Source organism: Sphingomonas yantingensis, assembly GCF_014199325.1.
GTDB classification, from domain to species: Bacteria; Pseudomonadota; Alphaproteobacteria; order Sphingomonadales; family Sphingomonadaceae; genus Sphingomonas; species Sphingomonas yantingensis.
This window is the reverse complement of sequence record NZ_JACIJJ010000002.1, coordinates 169371-185785: the sequence shown is the minus strand read 5'-3', so window position 1 is coordinate 185785 and position 16415 is coordinate 169371. Positions and strand designations below refer to the sequence as shown.

The window sequence follows — 16415 nt, the reverse complement described above, 5'->3', positions numbered from 1 at the left end:
AGGGCGGCGGCTTCTCTTCAAACAGCATCGGATGGGCTGAGTGGCGAACGTGGCGGTGATCGGCGCCCAATGGGGCGACGAGGGCAAGGGCAAGATCGTCGACTGGCTGGCGGAGCGCGCCGACGTCGTCGTCCGCTTCCAGGGTGGGCACAATGCCGGCCACACGCTGGTCGTCGGCGACAAGACCTACAAGCTGTCGCTCCTCCCCTCGGGCATCGTCCGCGGCACGCCGAGCGTCATCGGCAACGGCGTCGTCCTCGACCCCTGGGCCTTGAAGGCAGAGGTCGAGCGGCTGCGCGAGCAGGGGGTGGAGGCGACGCCCGACACGCTGATGATCGCCGACACCTGTGCGCTCATCCTCCCCTTCCACCGCGACCTCGACGGACTGCGCGAGGATGCAAGCGGCGCGGGCAAGATCGGCACCACCCGCCGCGGCATCGGCCCGGCGTACGAGGACAAGGTCGGTCGCCGCGCGATCCGCGTTTGCGACCTCGCCCATCTCGACGATCTGGGGCCGCAGCTCGACCGGCTGACCGCGCATCACGATGCGCTCCGCGCCGGGTTTGGCGAGCCGCCAATCGACCGCGAGGCGCTGGTGGCCGAACTGCGCGAAATCGCCGGCTTCGTCCTGCCCTTCGCGGCACCCGTGTGGCGGATGCTCAACGACGCGCGATCGGCGGGCAAGCGCATCCTGTTCGAGGGCGCACAGGGCGTGCTCCTCGACATCGACCACGGCACCTATCCGTTCGTCACCTCGTCCAACACCATCGCCGGCACTGCCGCGGGCGGTTCGGGCGTAGGCCCGGGCGCGGTCGGTTTCGTCCTGGGCATCGCCAAGGCGTATACCACACGCGTCGGCTCCGGCCCCTTCCCCACCGAGCTTGCCGACGAGACCGGCGAGCGGCTGGGCGTGCGCGGGCACGAGTTCGGCACGGTCACGGGCCGCAAGCGCCGCTGCGGCTGGTTCGACGCGGTGCTGGTGCGCCAGTCGGCGGCGGTCAGCGGCATCACCGGCATCGCGCTCACCAAGCTCGACGTGCTCGACGGGTTCGAGGAGATCCGCATCTGCACAGGCTATCGCCTCGGCGATCAGACGCTCGACCATTTCCCCGCGCACGCCGCCGACCAGGCACGTGTCGAGCCGATCTGGGAAACGATGGAAGGCTGGACCGAAACGACCGCGGGCGCGCGCAGCTGGGCCGACCTGCCGGCACAGGCGATCAAATATATCCGGCGGATCGAGGAGCTGATCCGCTGCCCGGTGACGCTGGTATCGACCAGCCCGGAGCGGGAGGACACGATCCTGGTACGCGATCCGTTCGCGGACTAAGGCACTCTGCGTCGCCCCAGCGAAGGCTGGGGCCGCTGGCGGTCAGGACCCGCGCTGTCCTCGACCGATCCCGGCCTTCGCTGGGATGACGTAGGCGCCGCACAAAAAAGAAACCTCGCGCCGGGGTGGCGCGGGGTCCTTTTCCGTAGTGAGCCGTGTGCGGGTCAGCCCTGCGGCGGAGTCGTGCCGGTGGGAGGCGTTGTGGTCGTCCCGGTCGGCGGCGTGCCTGCATCCGGGGCGGGCGTCGTCTCGGGTGCCGTCGGGTCCGTCGGCTCGGTCGTGGTCGTTTCCGCCGGCTGCTGATTGTCGTCGGCGGGGTTCGTCGGGGCCTGCTGACCGGGCATCGGCTGGGTCTGCGTCTGCGGGGCCGGCTGTGTCTGCGGCGTCGTCTGGGCGATCGCAGCGGTCGATCCGGCAAGGATCAGAAGCCCTGCAAGAGCGTGCTTTTTCATGGTGTTACCTCTCCGTCTGTATCTCGGGAAAGAAAACGAGGCAGCGCGGGAAAAGACCCTCGGCTGAACGCTGGCTTCGCTCGGCCCGCCCCATTCTCGCCTTATTCGGCGCTCAGCCGCATTGTGCGCGGTGGAGCAGCTTCTGGTCGGCGAGCACCAGCGCCAGCATCGCTTCGACCACCGGCACTCCGCGGATGCCGACGCAGGGGTCGTGTCGCCCCTTGGTCATGATCGCTGCCGCGGCGCCGTCGCGGTCGATCGTCTCGACTGGGGTCAGGATCGAGCTGGTCGGCTTGAACGCGCAGCGCAGGCGAACCGGCTGCCCGGTCGAGATGCCGCCCGCGATCCCGCCGGCATGATTGGCGAGGAACGCGGGGCCGTGCTCGCCCGGCCGCATCGGATCGGCATTCTGCTCGCCGGTCAACCGCGCCGCGTCGAACCCGTCGCCGATCTCGACGCCCTTGACCGCATTGATCGACATGACCGCCGCCGCCAGTTCGCTGTCGAGCTTGGCATAGAGCGGCGCGCCCCAGCCCGCCGGCACGCCCGTCGCCTCCGCCGCGACGACCGCGCCCAGCGACGAGCCTGCCTTGCGTGCCTCGTCGACCAGCGCTTCCCAACGCACGGCGGCGTCGGGGTCGGGACAGAAGAAGGGATTGCGGCCGATCTCGGCGGCATCGAACTTCGCATAGTCGATGGCGTCGCCGCCGATCGCCTCGACCCAGGCGGTGATCGTCACCTCGGGGATCACTGCACGCGCGACCGCGCCCGCCGCCACCCGGCTCGCGGTCTCGCGCGCCGAGGATCGCCCGCCGCCGCGATAGTCGCGAAAGCCGTATTTGGCGTCGTAGGCATAATCGGCATGGCCGGGGCGATAGGCCTTGGCGACCTCCGAATAGTCCTTCGACCGCTGGTCGACATTCTCGATCATCAGGCTGATCGGCGTGCCGGTGGTCCGCCCCTCGAACACCCCCGACAGGATGCGCACCTCGTCGGGCTCACGCCGCTGCGTCGTGAAGCGGCTGGTCCCCGGCCGGCGCGCATCGAGGAACGGCTGGATATCCGCCTCACCCAGCGGCAACCCCGGCGGGCACCCGTCGACGACCGCGCCGATCGCCGGCCCGTGGCTCTCCCCCCAGGTGGTGAAGCGAAACACGCGGCCGAAGGTGTTGAAGCTCATGCGTCCTCCGCCAGCATCGCAAAAGCCGGCGCGTGCGTGGCGGCCCCGCGCACCCCGCACGGCATCCCCGCCTGCTGGAGCGGCAGCGCCATCAGATGCTCGCCGGCATACGGGCTCTCGAATCCCTGTGTGAGATCGGCAGCATAGCCGAACCGCCCGTAATAGGCCGGGTCGCCAAGTACGAAGCTCAGCACCCACCCAGCCTTCGCCAGCGCATCATGCCCCGCGGCGACCAGCGCCTCGCCCACCCCTTGTCGCCGCCACGACCCCGCGACCGCAAGCGGCGCCAGCGCGACCGCGGCGATGTTACTGCCGTTCACGTCCACCGCCATCCGGCTGAACACCGCCGCACCGACCAGATCGGGGTCGGTCGCGACCATCGTGAGCACCATGTCGCCGTCGATGCACAGCCGCCGCACCAGATCGGCCTCGCCCGCGCCGAAGCTCTGGCGCAGGAAGCTGTCGAGCGCGGGCACGTCCTCGGGCCGGGCGGGGCGGATGTCCATCGGGTGGCCGGGCGTCAGCTCAGCGCGATATCCGGCGCGTCCTCGGCCTTCATGCCGATGACGTTGTAGCCGGCGTCGACATGATGAATCTCCCCCGTCACGCCCGAGGCGAGATCGGACAGGAGATAGAGGCCCGCGCCGCCCACATCCTCGATCGTCACGTTGCGGCGGAGCGGCGCGTTCAGTTCGTTCCACTTGAGGATGTAGCGGAAGTCGCCGATGCCGCTGGCCGCCAGTGTCTTGATCGGCCCGGCCGAAATCGCGTTGACGCGGATGTTGTCGCGGCCGAGGTCGACCGCCAGATACTTGACCGACGTGTCGAGCGCCGACTTGGCGACGCCCATCACGTTGTAATGCGGCACGACCTTTTCCGAGCCGTAATATGTGAGCGTCAGCAGCGACCCCCCGTTCGGCATCATCGCATGGGCACGCTGCGCGACAGCGGTAAAGGAATAGACGCTGATGTTCATCGTCATCAGGAAATTGTCGAGGCTGGTGTCGTAGTACCGCCCGCGCAATTCGTTCTTGTCCGAAAAGCCGATCGCGTGGACGACGAAGTCGATCGTCTCCCACCGCTCGCGCAAGCTCGCGAACGCGGCGTCGAGCGAGGCCATGTCCGAGGCATCGCATTCAAAGGTGAAGTCCGACCCCAGTTGCTCGGCCAGCGGCTTCACCCGCTTGCCCAGCGCCTCGCCCTGATAGCTGAACGCCAGCTCGGCGCCGTGGTCGGCAAGCTGCTTGGCGATGCCCCAGGCGAGCGATCGGTCATTGGCGAGGCCCATGATGAGCCCACGTTTGCCCTGCATCAATCCGGTCACGACGCCTGTATCTCCCTGTCGACGATCTCAGTGCCGACGTCGGCGGGCTCTAGACCGTTTTCGGGCACTTCCGCCAGTGCGGCGTTCAATTCCGCGCCAACGACCAGCCCAAGGCCGACGACAAAGAAGAAGATCAACGCGATCATGACACCCGCGAGGCTGCCATAGGTAAGGTCGTAGTTGCCAAGACTGCCGAGAATTGCGGGAAGCAGCGCCGTCGTCGCCATCCACCACACGGTGACGATCGCCGCGCCCGGCCATTTCGGACATTTCGAATAGCGCCAGCGCGACGGGGTCAGCGAGTAGAACAACATGTAGAGCGCGCCGAACAACGCAAAGGCGGGCGCGATTCGAGTGATCGACACGATCTGCGCCACGTCACCGGCGAATGGCAGGACGCGGACGATGAACGCCTCCGCCCCCGTCAACACCACCTGAAAGCTGAAAGCGATGAGGACGAGTAGAACCGAGGCGATGATGAGCCCGATCGACCCCAGCCGATATTCCCAGAAGGGCCGCGACAAGGTGACGCCATAGGCCTGGCGAAGAACGCCGCGTACTGTCTCGATGAAGCTCGCCGTCGTCCACAGGCCGACGATGACGCCGAACCAGACGAGGCTGCCCGCCCGCGCGGCCAGCACGTCGGTGATCGGCTTCTGCAGCACCTCCGCCACGTCGGGCGGGACGGTGTTCAGAAACCCCTGCAGCGCGCGCAGGCCGTCGCCGGTCCGCCCGAACACCCGCGCAATCGAGGCGGCGACGATGAAGAACGGGAACAGCGTCAGGATCGACAGATAGGCAAGATTGCCCGCGTGCGTGAAGCCGCTGGTGAAAGTGCCGACCGCCACCCGTTTCGTCACCTCGATCGCGCGCGCGCCGATGCCCAGGCTGGCAAGGTGCCGGCGCACGGCACCCTCCTTCGCGCGCCCCTCGGGCGTCAGATCGTGCGGAGTCCCCTTCATCGCCGGGTCAGACGCCAAGCCGGCCCCGCGGGTTCCCCTTGCGTCCGGCGTCCCAGCCCTCGACGAACTCGATCAGCGCATCGTCGGGGGCGGGCAGATCGACCATCAGCGTGACATAAAGGTCGCCGCGCCCGCCGCCCGCCTTCTTGTGAAAGCCGCGCCCGCGCACGCGTAGCGTCTTGCCCGAGGTCGAGCCCTTCGGCACCTTGAGCATCACCGCGCCGTCGGGGGTGGGCACGCGCACCTCTGCCCCGAGCACCGCCTCGGCCAGGCTGACGGGCAGGTCGAGGCGCACGTCGTCGCCGTCGCGGGTGAAGAAGGCGTGCGGCTGCACCTCGATCGTCACGATCGCGTCGCCGTTTCCGCCGGGCCCGGCCTGGCCCTTGCCGGCGAGGCGCATCTGCGTGCCGCTCTCGACCCCGGCGGGCAGCTTGACCTCGATCGTCCCGCCGTCGGGCAGCGTAAGCCGCTGCGGCGCGAGCGTCACCGCGTCGACGAACGGCACCGCGACGCGATAGGCGACGTTCGCGCCCTTCGGCGCCGCTCGCCGGCCGAAGCCGCTGGCGAAGCCGCCGCCGCCGCCGCGGCCGCCACTGAACAGCCCCTCGAAAATGTCGCTGAAATCGCCGCCCTCGCCGCCGAAATCGGGACGAAAGCCGCCCGCGCCGCCGCCGGCCCCCGGCCCGCCGCGCCCAAAGCCGAAGGGCGCGGCCGGATTGCCGTCGCCGTCGATCTCTCCACGGTCGAAGCGCGCGCGCTTGTCCTTATCGCTCAGGAGATCATAGGCGTTGGTCACCTGGCTGAAACGCTCGGCAGCCTTGGGATTGTCGCGGTTGCGGTCGGGGTGCAGTTCCTTGGCGAGCTTGCGATACGCCTTCTTGATCTCGTCCTCGCCCGCACCGCGCGCGACGCCCAGGATTGCGTAAGGATCGGCCACTTGTTTCCCCGTTTATTCGTTTGATCCGCTCACGCGGATGGGCGGCGCCCGCCCGCTTCCCCATTCGCTGAATAAGGAAACGACCCGGCACCTTTGGCCCTTAAATGGGCGTCGGTAAGCGGATTGGCAATTCGTCAATCCTGCGGCGCCACGTCCACCGAGACGTGCATATCCTGCGCGCCCGAGCCGAGGACGATGCCGTCGATCGGCGCGATGTCGCCGTAATCGCGGCCGATCGCGACGATGACGTGATCCTCCGCCATCCAGATGCCATTGGTGGGATCGACCCCGACCCAGCCGCGCGCCTCCCCCGCCCAGACCAGCACCCAGGCATGGGTGGCGTCCGCGCCCACCAGCCGCGCTTCTCCCGGCGGCGGCAGCGTGCGCAGATAGCCCGAGGCATAGGCGGCGGGCACGCCCGCGGCGCGGAGACCACAGAGCATGATCTGCGCAAAGTCCTGACACACCCCGCCCCGCTTGGCGAAGGCTTCGGCCGGGGGCGTGTCGACCAGCGTCGCGGTGGGATCGAAGGCGAACTCGCGCTGGATGCGGCGGGCGAGCTCGATCGCTGCCTCCAGCACGCCCCGCTCGGGCGGCAGATCGGGCGCGCACCACGCGGCGATCGCCTCGTTCACCGGGATGCGCGGGCTCGGATAGCAATAGGCAGCGGGCGATAACGGCGACAGGTCGCGGCTCGCGCGGGCCAGCGCGCCGACCTCGGCGATCGTCGGGTCGCTCGGCTCGGGGATCGGGATCGGCCGGTCGACGGTCATGTGCGCGACGCTCTCGATCTCGAGTTCGCGCGTCGGGCGGTCGAGAACGAGGCGGGTGACGTGCGCCAGTCCCGCCTGTGCCCGCGCCGGCGCGGTGCGGCCGCCGGGGGTGACGTTGAGCGCATAGTCCTCCACCCGCTGCCCCGGCCAGTCGATCGGCTGGAGGCGGAGGTTGCAGCGCGCGAAATCGACCGTCTCGGCATAGTCGAACCGCGTCACGTGCCGGATGGCATAGCGCATCATGCCAGCGTCAGCCCGGCGGCGCGCAGCGGCTCGGCCCCTTGCAGGAAGTAACGCCGTGCCACTTCCTCGGTGAGCGTAACCAGCCGCGCCTCGATCCGGAGCAGCGTTTCCGCGCCCAGCGTGCCGGCATCGGCGGTGGCGATCATCGCGGTAAGGTCGGCGGCGACGCGCTGCTGTGGCTCGGCCAGCCCGTCGTCCTTCAAGACCGGCAGCGCGGCCAGATGCTCGGCGATCCGCGCGATCTGGAACGCCAGCGCGCGCGGATTGCCCGGATCGAGCGCGACAAGGTCGAGGACGGCGATCCGCGCGATCCCGGTCAGGTAACGCTGGCGATAGCTGATCTGGCTGTCGGCGAGGTCGAGCAGGACGGAGAGGTCGTCGGCGCTCGACGCCTCGATCCCGAAAGACAGGATCGCGCGGACGATCTTGAGCGCGCGCTCGATCCGGCGGCCGAGGTCGTGGAAGCGCCAGCCGTCGGTGCGGCCCATATGCTCGGCGCTGAGGCCCGCAAGCGCGGCATAGCGGCGCTGGAGCGAGCCCGCACGGTCGAGCACGCCGCCGCGCGTCGGGTGCGGCGCATCGAGCAGGCGGATCATGTCCGCCGACAGCCGGTCGCGGCTGACCGCACCCAGCCCGCGCGCCTGTCGGTTGATCGCGCGGACCGAATACCAGCCGTTCTCGACGCTCTCCATCGCGGTGCGCGCTGTGGCGACCAGTTCGGCGCGGCGATGGCCCGCGGGCACGGGGGCGGCGCCCACCTGCACCAGCGCGTCGGCGATCCGTGCGACGGTCGAGCGGTCGAGCGCCGCGCCCGCATCGGCGCTGATCGAATGGCCGAGCAGCACGCGGATCAGCCCGAGCAGTGCCTCGCCGCGCTCGAGGTAGCGGCCGAGCCAGAAGAGGTTATCGGCGGCGCGGCTCGGCAGCGTGCCGGGATTGCGGCGAAGGTGGAGCGAGTCGACCGCGGGAAGCAGTGACACCGGCTCGACCGGGGCGGGGCCGTGGACGATAACGTCGGCGGACCACTCGCCCTCGCCAATCGCGGTGATGCGCGGGTCGGCATGTTCGCCGATGCGCGCGAAGCCGCCGGGCAGCACCTGCCACGCTCCGCCCTGCCCGCGCGCAGCGAAGACGCGCAGCGTGAAGGGGCGGGGCGTGAGCGCCCCCTCGACCACCACGGGCATGGTCGAGAGGTGCACGACCTCCTGCCCCACATAATCCTGCGGCCGCGCCTCCAGATCGGCGAGCAGCGCGGCGCGGCGGGCGTTGGACAGTTCGGCACCGATCACCGGCTTGCCATCGGGCAGCGCGCGGGTGGGGACGCCGAACGCAGGGGCGACGATCATGCTCGGCAGCTCGTCGATCACCTGCGCCGCCTCCGCCGGCTGGCCGCACCACCAGGTGGCGATGTTGGGCAGGTGCAGCCCCTCCCCGGTCAGCCGCGCCGACAGCGCGGGGAGGAAGGCGGAAAAGGCCGGCGCCTCGACGACCGCGGCGCCGGGCGCGTTGGCGACGACGACGTTGCCCGCCGCCATCGCGTCGATCAGGCCGGGGATGCCGATCGTCGAAGTCGAATCGAACGCCAGCGGATCGAGCAACGTCGGGTCGGTCCGCCGCCATAGCCCGTCGACCCGCTTCAGCCCCGCGATCGTGCGGACGTACAGCCGGTCCTCGATCACTGCGAGATCCGCGCCCTCGACCAGCAGGAAGCCGAGATAACGTGCCAGATGCGCCTGTTCGGCATAGCTCTGGTTGAGGCGCCCTGGGGTCAGCAGGCCGAGGCGCGGTTCAGCCCGCTCGCACGCGGCGCAAAGCCCCTCGCGCAGGCTGGCGAAGAAGGGGGCGTGCCGCTCGACGTTCAGCCGCGCCTGAAGCCCGCCGAGCGTGCGCGCGATGGCGAGCCGGTTCTCCAGCGCATAGCCCGCGCCCACCGGCCCGCGGACATGATCGGCGATGACGCGCCACTCTCCCGTGGGGCCCCGGCACAGATCGACCGCAACGATGTTGAGATGGTGGCCGCCCGGCGGCACCAGCCCCTGCATCGGCCGAAGGAAATAGGGGCTGCCGGTCACGACCGCGGCAGGGAGCAGGCCCTGAGCCACCAGCCGGCCGGGGCCGTAGAGATCGGCGACGATCATCTCGAGCAGGTCGGCTCGCTGGATCACGCCGCGGCGGATGCCCGCCCACTCGTCGCTGCCCAGCATCAGCGGGATGGGCGAGAGCGGCCAGGGGCGCTCGTCGCTGTCGCCCGCCACACGAAAGCCCGTGCCGATATCGTCGGCCTGACGCTGCGCCCGCTCGCGCGCGTCGGTCAGGGATTCGCCCGCGCTTGCCGCCAGTTCCTCGAACACCACGCGCCACGCGTGGGCGTCGGCGGCATCGACCATCGCGTCGCCGCGCGTGCGCCCCGCGCCATAGGCGGCGATCCAGCGGTCGGCGATGACCCCCGCGTCGAACAAGCTGGCCGTGCGCGTCGCCATTCCGTGCCCCCGTCGCCCTCCCCCTTTCCCCAAAGCGGGCCGCCGCGCAATGGCCCGCGGTCAGTTCCCGTCGGAGATCAGCGTACCCCCGTCGACCACCAAAGTCTGGCCGGTGACGAACCCGCCCGCATCGCTGGCGAGGAACAGCGCGGCGGCGGCGACTTCCTGCGGGGTGCCGACGCGGCGGAGCGGCGTGGCAACGAGCCGGCGCTCGGTCCGCTCGGGGTCCGACAGGATCGCGCTCGCCCAGTCGGTGGCGATCAGGCCGGGGGCAATCGCATTGGCGCGCACGCCCGCGGGGCCGAACTCGACGGCGAGGTTGCGGGCAAGCTGCGCCAGTGCCGCCTTGGTGATCCCATAATGACCGAGGCCCGCATTGCCGCGGAGTCCGGCGAGGCTGGAGAGGAGGACGATGCTCCCCCGCCCCCGCGCCGCCATCGCCGGGGCGATCCGCGCGGTCAGGCGGATCGGGTGGTCAAGGTTGATCGCATAGAGCGCGGCGCGGGTCTCCTCATCCATGCCGTGCATCGGCCCGGCCGGCCCCGCGATCCCGGCGTTGCAGACGAGGATCTCGGCGGCCTCGTCCCCCAGCGCATCGACCTGCCCCGCGTCGGCGAGGTCGGCGACGACGCCCCGCCCGCCGAGGTCGGCGGCGATCCCCTCGATCGCCGGATCGCGGTCGGCGAGGATCAGGCTCGCCCCCGCGCCCGCGAACAGCCGCGCGATGGCGAGCCCGATCCCACTCGCCGCGCCGGTGACGAGCGCCGTGCGGCCGTCGAGGCGGAAGAGGCCAAGCGGATCAGTCATCGAATGCCGCCTCGATCAGTGCGTCGAGATCGACGTCGGCGCGAAAGCCGAGCGCATCGGCGCGGGGCGTGGCAAGCGGCGGATAGCTGCCGAACACGGCGCGCAGCCCGGTATCCTCGGCATAGGTAAAGCCGCCTGTGTCGCCGATGCGGCCCAGCGCCTCGACCAGCGCGCCGATACGGACATGGCGCGCGGGCAGCGTGATCGCGTCCCCCTCGGTCGTGCCGGACAGCAGCGCATCGACGAGCATCCGCACAACCGCCCTTGCCGACAGAAGCCAGCTCGTCGCCTCGGGTGCGACGGGGACGACATACGCCTCGTCCTCGCGGGCGGCGTGGAACAGGTCGCTGAGGAACGCCGAACCGAAGCCCCCGGCCCCGCGCGGCCGCGCGACGATGCCGGGCAGGCGCAGCGCCATCCCCTTCACCGCGCCACGTCGCGCCGCGTCGGCGAACGCAAGCTCGGTCATCCGCTTGTGCGTGCCGTAGACGCTCGTCGGGGTCGGCACCGTCGCGTCGTCGACCGGCGCGGCAAGCCGCCCGCCGAACACCGCGATCGAGCTGGCAAGGATCAGCCGCCGCCCCGCCATTCCCTCGATCAGCCAGAGCGGCAGGTCGAGATTGACCGCCCGCGATGCCGCCGGATCGGCCTCCGCCGCCGCGCCGGGCAGCGCGGCGAGGTGGAGGACGGCATCCACCCCGATCACGCGGGCGAACACAGCCGGATCGGCAAGCTCGCCCGGCAGCGCCTCGAACGGCGGCGGCGTAGCAAAGGCGCGGTCGGTCAGCAGCACGTCGGCGATCCCGCGCGCCGCCAGCTCGCGCACCACCGCACGGCCGACGAACCCGTCGGCGCCGGTGACGGCGATCCGCATCAGCGAAGCTCGGGCGCGTATTCGCCGTCGATCAGAACGAACGCCACGCGGCAATTCGCGTCCGAGCGGTTCGACCAGCCATGATTGGTGCCCCGCTGCACGACGATATCGCCCGCGCGCACCACCGTCTCGCCCACGTCCATGATGAGCGTCAGCTCGCCTTCGAGCACGATGCCATAGTCGATCGTCTCGGTCCGGTGCATCAGCGCATGGCGGCCCTCGCCGCTTTCGTGCCCTGCCGCCTCGACCGCGCCGATTTCGGCGAAGTGCGCGCGCGCCGCCTCGGGCGACATGGTGCGGATCTCGTCGCCCTCGGGCGGGATGTCGAGGACACGCAGCCGCGTGCCGCGCTTTGGCGGCGCGAGGACCAGCGCGCCTTCGTCGGGTGCGCTCGCGGCCTCGATCGGGGCGGGGGTGTCGTGCGTCGCCCATACTTCGTGGAACAGGGGGCCGATCGCGCCGCCGACGCGCTGGACGAAGGCGACGGGCGCGTCGGATTCGATGACCGCGCGCCCCTCGCCGTCATGGCCGGTAACGATGCGGCGGACGGGGCGGTGCGCGTCCATCAGATCGGCTCGGCCACGACCTGGAACATCGCGTGCGTCGCCTTGGCATTGTCGACCGGCGGTCCCTTGCCGAGCTGGCCCATGCAGATCGCCAGACTCTCGCGCACGATATAGGCGCAGCGGTCGAAGCGGCGGTCGCGGAACGCGGTCAGCGCGGTTTCTACGTCGTCCGCCTTTTCGAGTTCGTCGGCGAGGACGATGCTGTCCTCGATCGCCATCCCAGCGCCCTGTCCCAAGTGCGGCGTCGTCGCGTGCACCGCATCGCCGAGCAGCACGACGCGCCCCTCGTGCCACGGCCCCTCGACCAGATGCCCCTCGAGCGGGCGATATACCACGCCGTCGTCGTCGGTGATGTGCTCGGCCAGCGCGCGGATCGCGGGGGCGCAGTTCGCCAGCTTGCCGCGCATCACCGCCGCCAGCCCCTCGCGCGGGTAGCGTGGATTGTCGGGCTCGGGCGTGGTCATGTACATGTACATGAGGTCGGTGGAGATCGGCACCAGCCCCACCCCGATCGGCCCGTTATAGGCGTGCATCGCATCGAGATCGGCGGGGCGCGGCAGGTTGTAGCGCCACACCGACTGGCCGGTGAAAACCGGTCCCGGCGCCTCGGGCAGCACGGCGGCGCGCGTCTGCGAATAGACGCCGTCCGCCCCGATGACGAGATCGTAGCGCCCGCTGCTGCCATCGGAAAAGGTCACGTCGACGCCCGCCCCGTTATCCTCGATCGCCGTGGCGGTGATGCCCAGCCGCACCTCGGCCCCGCTGGCGATCGTGCGGTCGCCCAGCACCTTGTGCAGCGCGGGGCGCGGTACGCCCATGCTGGCCGGATAACCATCGACCAGCCGCGGCACCGGTACGCGCGCCACCCGGTCGCCGGCGGGCGTGTAGATCTCCACCGCGTCGAAACCGACGCCGGCGGCCAGATACTCGTCGATCAGCCCGAGCTCGGCCATCGCGCGGATGACGTTCGACTGCTGGATGATGCCGACGCCGTAGACCGACCAGTCGGGATCGCGCTCGATCACGGTGACGCTGTGGCCCTTGCCGCGAAGCGCGATGGCGGCTGTCAGCCCGCCGATGCCGCCGCCGATGACGAGAATGTCGAGGTTACGCATGTCGATCCTTCAGAAACGGTCGAGGTCGTTGGCAAGCGCCAGCCTGCCCCGGAAACCCTTGGCGATACGAGCGCGATAGTCGGCGGTGCGCGCCGGATCGCTGCCGCCCGCGAAATGCGTCACCGCCACCGCCCTCACCCCCGCCGCACCCGCAAGCGCGCCGACGGCCTCGGGCGTCAGATGATGCGTCGACAGGTGCTGGACCAGCTTTGCGCGGGCGGGCGCGGGCATGTTCGGTGAATTCTGCGCCACCTTGGCGAGCGTGAGGTCGAGGTCGATCATCTCGCTCACCAGCAGGTCCGCGCCCTTCGCCAGCGCGGTCACAGCCGGGCTGGGGCCGGTGTCGCCGGTATAGGCGATCGACCGGACGGGCGTGTCGAAGCGATAGGACAGCGATTTGTAGGACCCGTCCTCGGCGCTGCCGGGCGCGAAGTCGTAATGCGTGTTCTGCGCGGTCCGCACCGTCATGTCGCCGACCCGGACGCTCGCGCCGCCCGCCAGTTCGACCACGCGCACGATGCTGTCGGGCGCGGGCCAGGACTGGCCGGGGATGCCGTAGCCCGCCGCGGCGGCGGGTCTGAGCGATGCGATGATGCCGTCCACCAGCGCCTTTGTCCCCGGCGGGCCGTAGATCGTCAGCACCGCGCGCACGTCGGTCTGGTCGCGCAGGCCGATGATCGCGGCGAGCCCACCGGTATGATCGACGTGCAGGTGGCTGAGAAACACCGCCTTCACCTGCGGCAGGCGCAGCCCCGCCTTGGCGAGTTGCTGCGCGGCGCCGTCTCCGGCATCGACCAGATAGACCTCGCCCCCGCGCACCAGCGCGTTCGCCGGCTGTGCCCGCTCCGCCGCGCCGACCGGCCCGCCCATCGTGCCGAGCGTGATCCAGGCATCAGCGGGCGCCTGAACGCCCGCCAGCAGCGAAAGGGCGAGGCCGAGCATCAGAAGTCGAACCCGACGCGGACGCCATAGGTGCGCGGCGGGCGCAGCGTGCCCACGGGGAAGTCGAGGATCGGCCGCGTGCCCGCGCGCGCCAGTACCTCCGCATCCTCAATATTGTTGATGAAGCCGGTGAGGCTCCAGCCTTCCGCGCGCAGCGTCACATAGGCGTCGGACATCATGAAGCCGTCCTGCTTCTCCTCAGGCCGGTAGTTCGAATTGAGGAATCGGCTGGTCTCGATATTGGTGCGCGCGCCGAAGACGAGGTCGAGCGTGGACCCCAGCGGGAAGGTCCGCTCATAGCCCAGGTTGAACGCCCATTCCGGCGACTGGACCGTCGGCTTGCCCGAACAGTCGATATCGTAGAAGCGCGCGCCGTTGATCCCCGGATTGGCCGCGCGGCTGCCGATGGTGGTGCACCCCGTCGCCACCGGCGCGCCGGTGGGCGAGAAGTTCGCCGTCGTCAGCTCGTCGTACCGCCCGTTCAGATATTGCGCGACCGCGGTGAACAGGTCGTTCCGGCTGGGGGCGAAGCGCATCTCGACCTCACCGCCATAGATGCGCGACTTGCCCGCGTTGACGGTGATCGAACCCTGCGCGATCAGCCCGGTGCCGGTCGGCACGCCGCCGACGAAGGTGATCTGCTGGTCCTTGTAATCCCAGTAGAATGCCTCGACGTTCAGTTGCAGTTTGTTGCCGAAGAAGCGGTTCTTGGCGCCCGCCGTGTACGCGGTCAGCGTCTCGGGCGCGAAGGTGTTGTTCGGCGGCTGGGCGACGAAGAAGCCGCCCGATTTGAAGCCCGTCGCGACATTGGCGTAAAGGAGCGAGGCAGGGCCGGCGTCGAACTCGACACCTGCCTTCCACGTGAACTTCTCGAACGTGAGCTCGCCGGTGAACGGCGCACCGAGCGCGGGCTCGATCGGGCCGGGCAGGCCGCCTGCCGCGGTCCGCGTCCGCTGGCGCTTGTCCTCGCGCGTGTAGCGACCGCCGGCAACGAGGCGAAAGGCATCGGTGACGTCGAAGGTCAGCTGGCCGAAACCCGCGATGCTCTCGGTACGCAGGTTGGGCGCGAACCGCGTCGTCGACAGATTGCCCTGGCGGAAGAAGTTCACCGCCTGCTGCTTTTCGTCGAAGAAGAACGCGCCGACGACGTAGCGCAGCCGCTGGTCCTCGTTCGACGAGAGCCGCGCCTCCACCGACATCTGCTCGGCCAGGTCGGTCACGTCGCCCTGGAACCCCGGCAGATAGGTGCGGAAATTGGTGTCCGACCGGCGCCACGCGGGAATGATCGTGAGCTTGCCGAAGCCCATGTCGCCCTCGACCGTCGCCGACAGGCCGTAGAACTTGTTGTCGAGGAAGCCGTCGCTGCCCGCCTGCGCGATGCAGCCCGAGCGGACGAAGCCGCCGAACCCGCCGCAGAAGGGCGGTGCGAAGATGCCCGCGGCGAACTGTGCCACCGCTGCCTGGGCCCGCGGGTCGGAGACGCTGACGCGATCCTCTAGCGGCGGGGCATTGAGGCCGGCATAGGGGAGCAGCACCGCCCCCGCGCCCTTGCCATGCTGGTTGTAGTAATCGCCGACGATCGTCATCGACCAGAGGTCGGACGGCTGGATCAGGATCGACGCGCGCACCGCCTCGCCCCGTTCGTCGTCATAGCCGTCGCTGATATAGCCGTCGCGGTCGACCACCTGTCCCGCGACGCGCAGCGCCACAACTTGTCCCAGCGGCAGGTTGATCGCGCCCGACGCCTTCTTCGCATCGTAATTGCCGTATTCGAGCAGGCCTTCCACGCCGAACTTGCCCAGCACCGGCTTGCGCGGAAGGACGTTGATCGCGCCGCCGGTGGCGTTGCGGCCATAGAGCGTACCCTGCGGCCCCTTCACCACCTCGACCCGCTCGAGGTCGTAGAAGACGCCCGCGGGCGCGGTCGGGCGGCCGACATAGACGCCGTTGAAGTTGAACGCGACGGCGTTCTCCGAAAACGAGTTCTGCGAATTGGTGCCGACGCCGCGCAGGAAGAAGCTGGTCGTGCCGCCGGTCGGCTGGACGACGAGTGCGGGGACGAGCTTGCCGAGGTTCGCGGTCTCGGTGATGCCCGCATTGGCGAGCGCATCGCCGGTTACGGCGGTGACGGCGACGGCGGCGCGCTGGAGCGACTCCGACCGGCGCTGCGCGGTCACGACGATATCCTGAAGCCCCTCGCCCTCGTCGGGGGCCGGTGCGGCCTGCTCGACCGGGTCGGCGGGGGCCGAGTTGGTAACCTGCTGCGCCCATGCCGGCTGCGCTGCCAGTGCCAGCGCCATCGCGGTCCCGAGACCCAAAGTCCTTCGCATCGCATCCTCCCGTCTGCCGCCCGATACGATGCCGGGCGTGTTCGTGGGCGGGAGGATGGCGCGGGGCAAGCAATCGGTCTAACGCATTGTTCTGATCGTC

At 70.0% G+C, this 16415-nt stretch carries 15 protein-coding genes; 1 reads left to right on the top strand and 14 read right to left on the bottom strand.

Annotated elements, in window-relative coordinates:
- The first annotated feature begins 40 nt into the window (after positions 1 to 40).
- Positions 41 to 1330 carry an adenylosuccinate synthase gene (locus FHR19_RS07125; protein ID WP_184026403.1) on the top strand — a complete coding sequence of 430 codons (1290 nt, stop codon included), beginning with the start codon at positions 41 to 43 and terminating at the stop codon, positions 1328 to 1330.
- Positions 1331 to 1494: 164 nt separating this feature from the next.
- Here the strand turns inward: FHR19_RS07125 and FHR19_RS07120 are convergent, their stop codons facing one another.
- From FHR19_RS07120 to FHR19_RS07055, 14 genes are all read right to left on the bottom strand, one after another.
- Positions 1495 to 1782, bottom strand: coding sequence for a hypothetical protein (locus FHR19_RS07120; RefSeq protein ID WP_184026401.1), 288 nt, complete (start codon positions 1780 to 1782; stop codon positions 1495 to 1497).
- 112 nt (positions 1783 to 1894) lie between these two features.
- Complete coding sequence (gene aroC / locus FHR19_RS07115) at positions 1895 to 2962, bottom strand: chorismate synthase (protein ID WP_184026399.1); 1068 nt, start codon at positions 2960 to 2962, stop codon at positions 1895 to 1897.
- Positions 2959 to 3468 carry a GNAT family N-acetyltransferase gene (locus FHR19_RS07110; protein WP_184026397.1) on the bottom strand — a complete coding sequence of 170 codons (510 nt, stop codon included), beginning with the start codon at positions 3466 to 3468 and terminating at the stop codon, positions 2959 to 2961. Before FHR19_RS07110 ends, aroC begins: the two co-directional genes overlap by 4 nt.
- Before the next feature lie 14 nt (positions 3469 to 3482).
- The gene (gene fabI, locus FHR19_RS07105) at positions 3483 to 4286 is read right to left on the bottom strand and encodes an enoyl-ACP reductase FabI (protein ID WP_184026394.1); all 804 of its coding nucleotides are present in this window, start codon (positions 4284 to 4286) and stop codon (positions 3483 to 3485) included.
- Positions 4283 to 5248 (bottom strand): YihY/virulence factor BrkB family protein, encoded by a 966-nt coding sequence (locus FHR19_RS07100; protein ID WP_184026391.1) that lies wholly within the window; start codon positions 5246 to 5248, stop codon positions 4283 to 4285. Before FHR19_RS07100 ends, fabI begins: the two co-directional genes overlap by 4 nt.
- Positions 5249 to 5255: 7 nt before the next feature.
- On the bottom strand, positions 5256 to 6185 hold the full coding sequence (locus FHR19_RS07095; protein ID WP_184026388.1) for a DnaJ C-terminal domain-containing protein: 930 nt from the start codon (positions 6183 to 6185) through the stop codon (positions 5256 to 5258).
- Between the two features lie 134 nt (positions 6186 to 6319).
- Entirely contained in the window at positions 6320 to 7198 is an 879-nt protein-coding gene (locus FHR19_RS07090) for a transglutaminase family protein (RefSeq protein WP_184027585.1), read from the bottom strand.
- Positions 7198 to 9681, bottom strand: coding sequence for a circularly permuted type 2 ATP-grasp protein (locus tag FHR19_RS07085; RefSeq protein ID WP_184026384.1), 2484 nt, complete (start codon positions 9679 to 9681; stop codon positions 7198 to 7200). Before FHR19_RS07085 ends, FHR19_RS07090 begins: the two co-directional genes overlap by 1 nt.
- A gap of 60 nt (positions 9682 to 9741) precedes the next feature.
- Complete coding sequence (locus tag FHR19_RS07080) at positions 9742 to 10488, bottom strand: SDR family NAD(P)-dependent oxidoreductase (protein ID WP_184026381.1); 747 nt, start codon at positions 10486 to 10488, stop codon at positions 9742 to 9744.
- Complete coding sequence (locus FHR19_RS07075; RefSeq protein WP_184026378.1) at positions 10481 to 11362, bottom strand: NAD-dependent epimerase/dehydratase family protein; 882 nt, start codon at positions 11360 to 11362, stop codon at positions 10481 to 10483. The genes FHR19_RS07080 and FHR19_RS07075 overlap by 8 nt, the downstream gene beginning before the upstream one ends.
- Positions 11362 to 11928: a cupin domain-containing protein gene (locus FHR19_RS07070; RefSeq protein ID WP_184026375.1), complete on the bottom strand. Its 567-nt coding sequence runs from the start codon at positions 11926 to 11928 to the stop codon at positions 11362 to 11364. Before FHR19_RS07070 ends, FHR19_RS07075 begins: the two co-directional genes overlap by 1 nt.
- Positions 11928 to 13043 (bottom strand): FAD-dependent oxidoreductase, encoded by a 1116-nt coding sequence (locus FHR19_RS07065; RefSeq protein WP_184026371.1) that lies wholly within the window; start codon positions 13041 to 13043, stop codon positions 11928 to 11930. The genes FHR19_RS07070 and FHR19_RS07065 overlap by 1 nt, the downstream gene beginning before the upstream one ends.
- 9 nt (positions 13044 to 13052) lie before the next feature.
- Positions 13053 to 13985, bottom strand: a complete 933-nt coding sequence (locus FHR19_RS07060; RefSeq protein WP_184026368.1) for an MBL fold metallo-hydrolase — start codon at positions 13983 to 13985, stop codon at positions 13053 to 13055.
- Complete coding sequence (locus FHR19_RS07055; protein WP_184026365.1) at positions 13985 to 16315, bottom strand: TonB-dependent receptor; 2331 nt, start codon at positions 16313 to 16315, stop codon at positions 13985 to 13987. Before FHR19_RS07055 ends, FHR19_RS07060 begins: the two co-directional genes overlap by 1 nt.
- Positions 16316 to 16415: the final 100 nt, after the last annotated feature.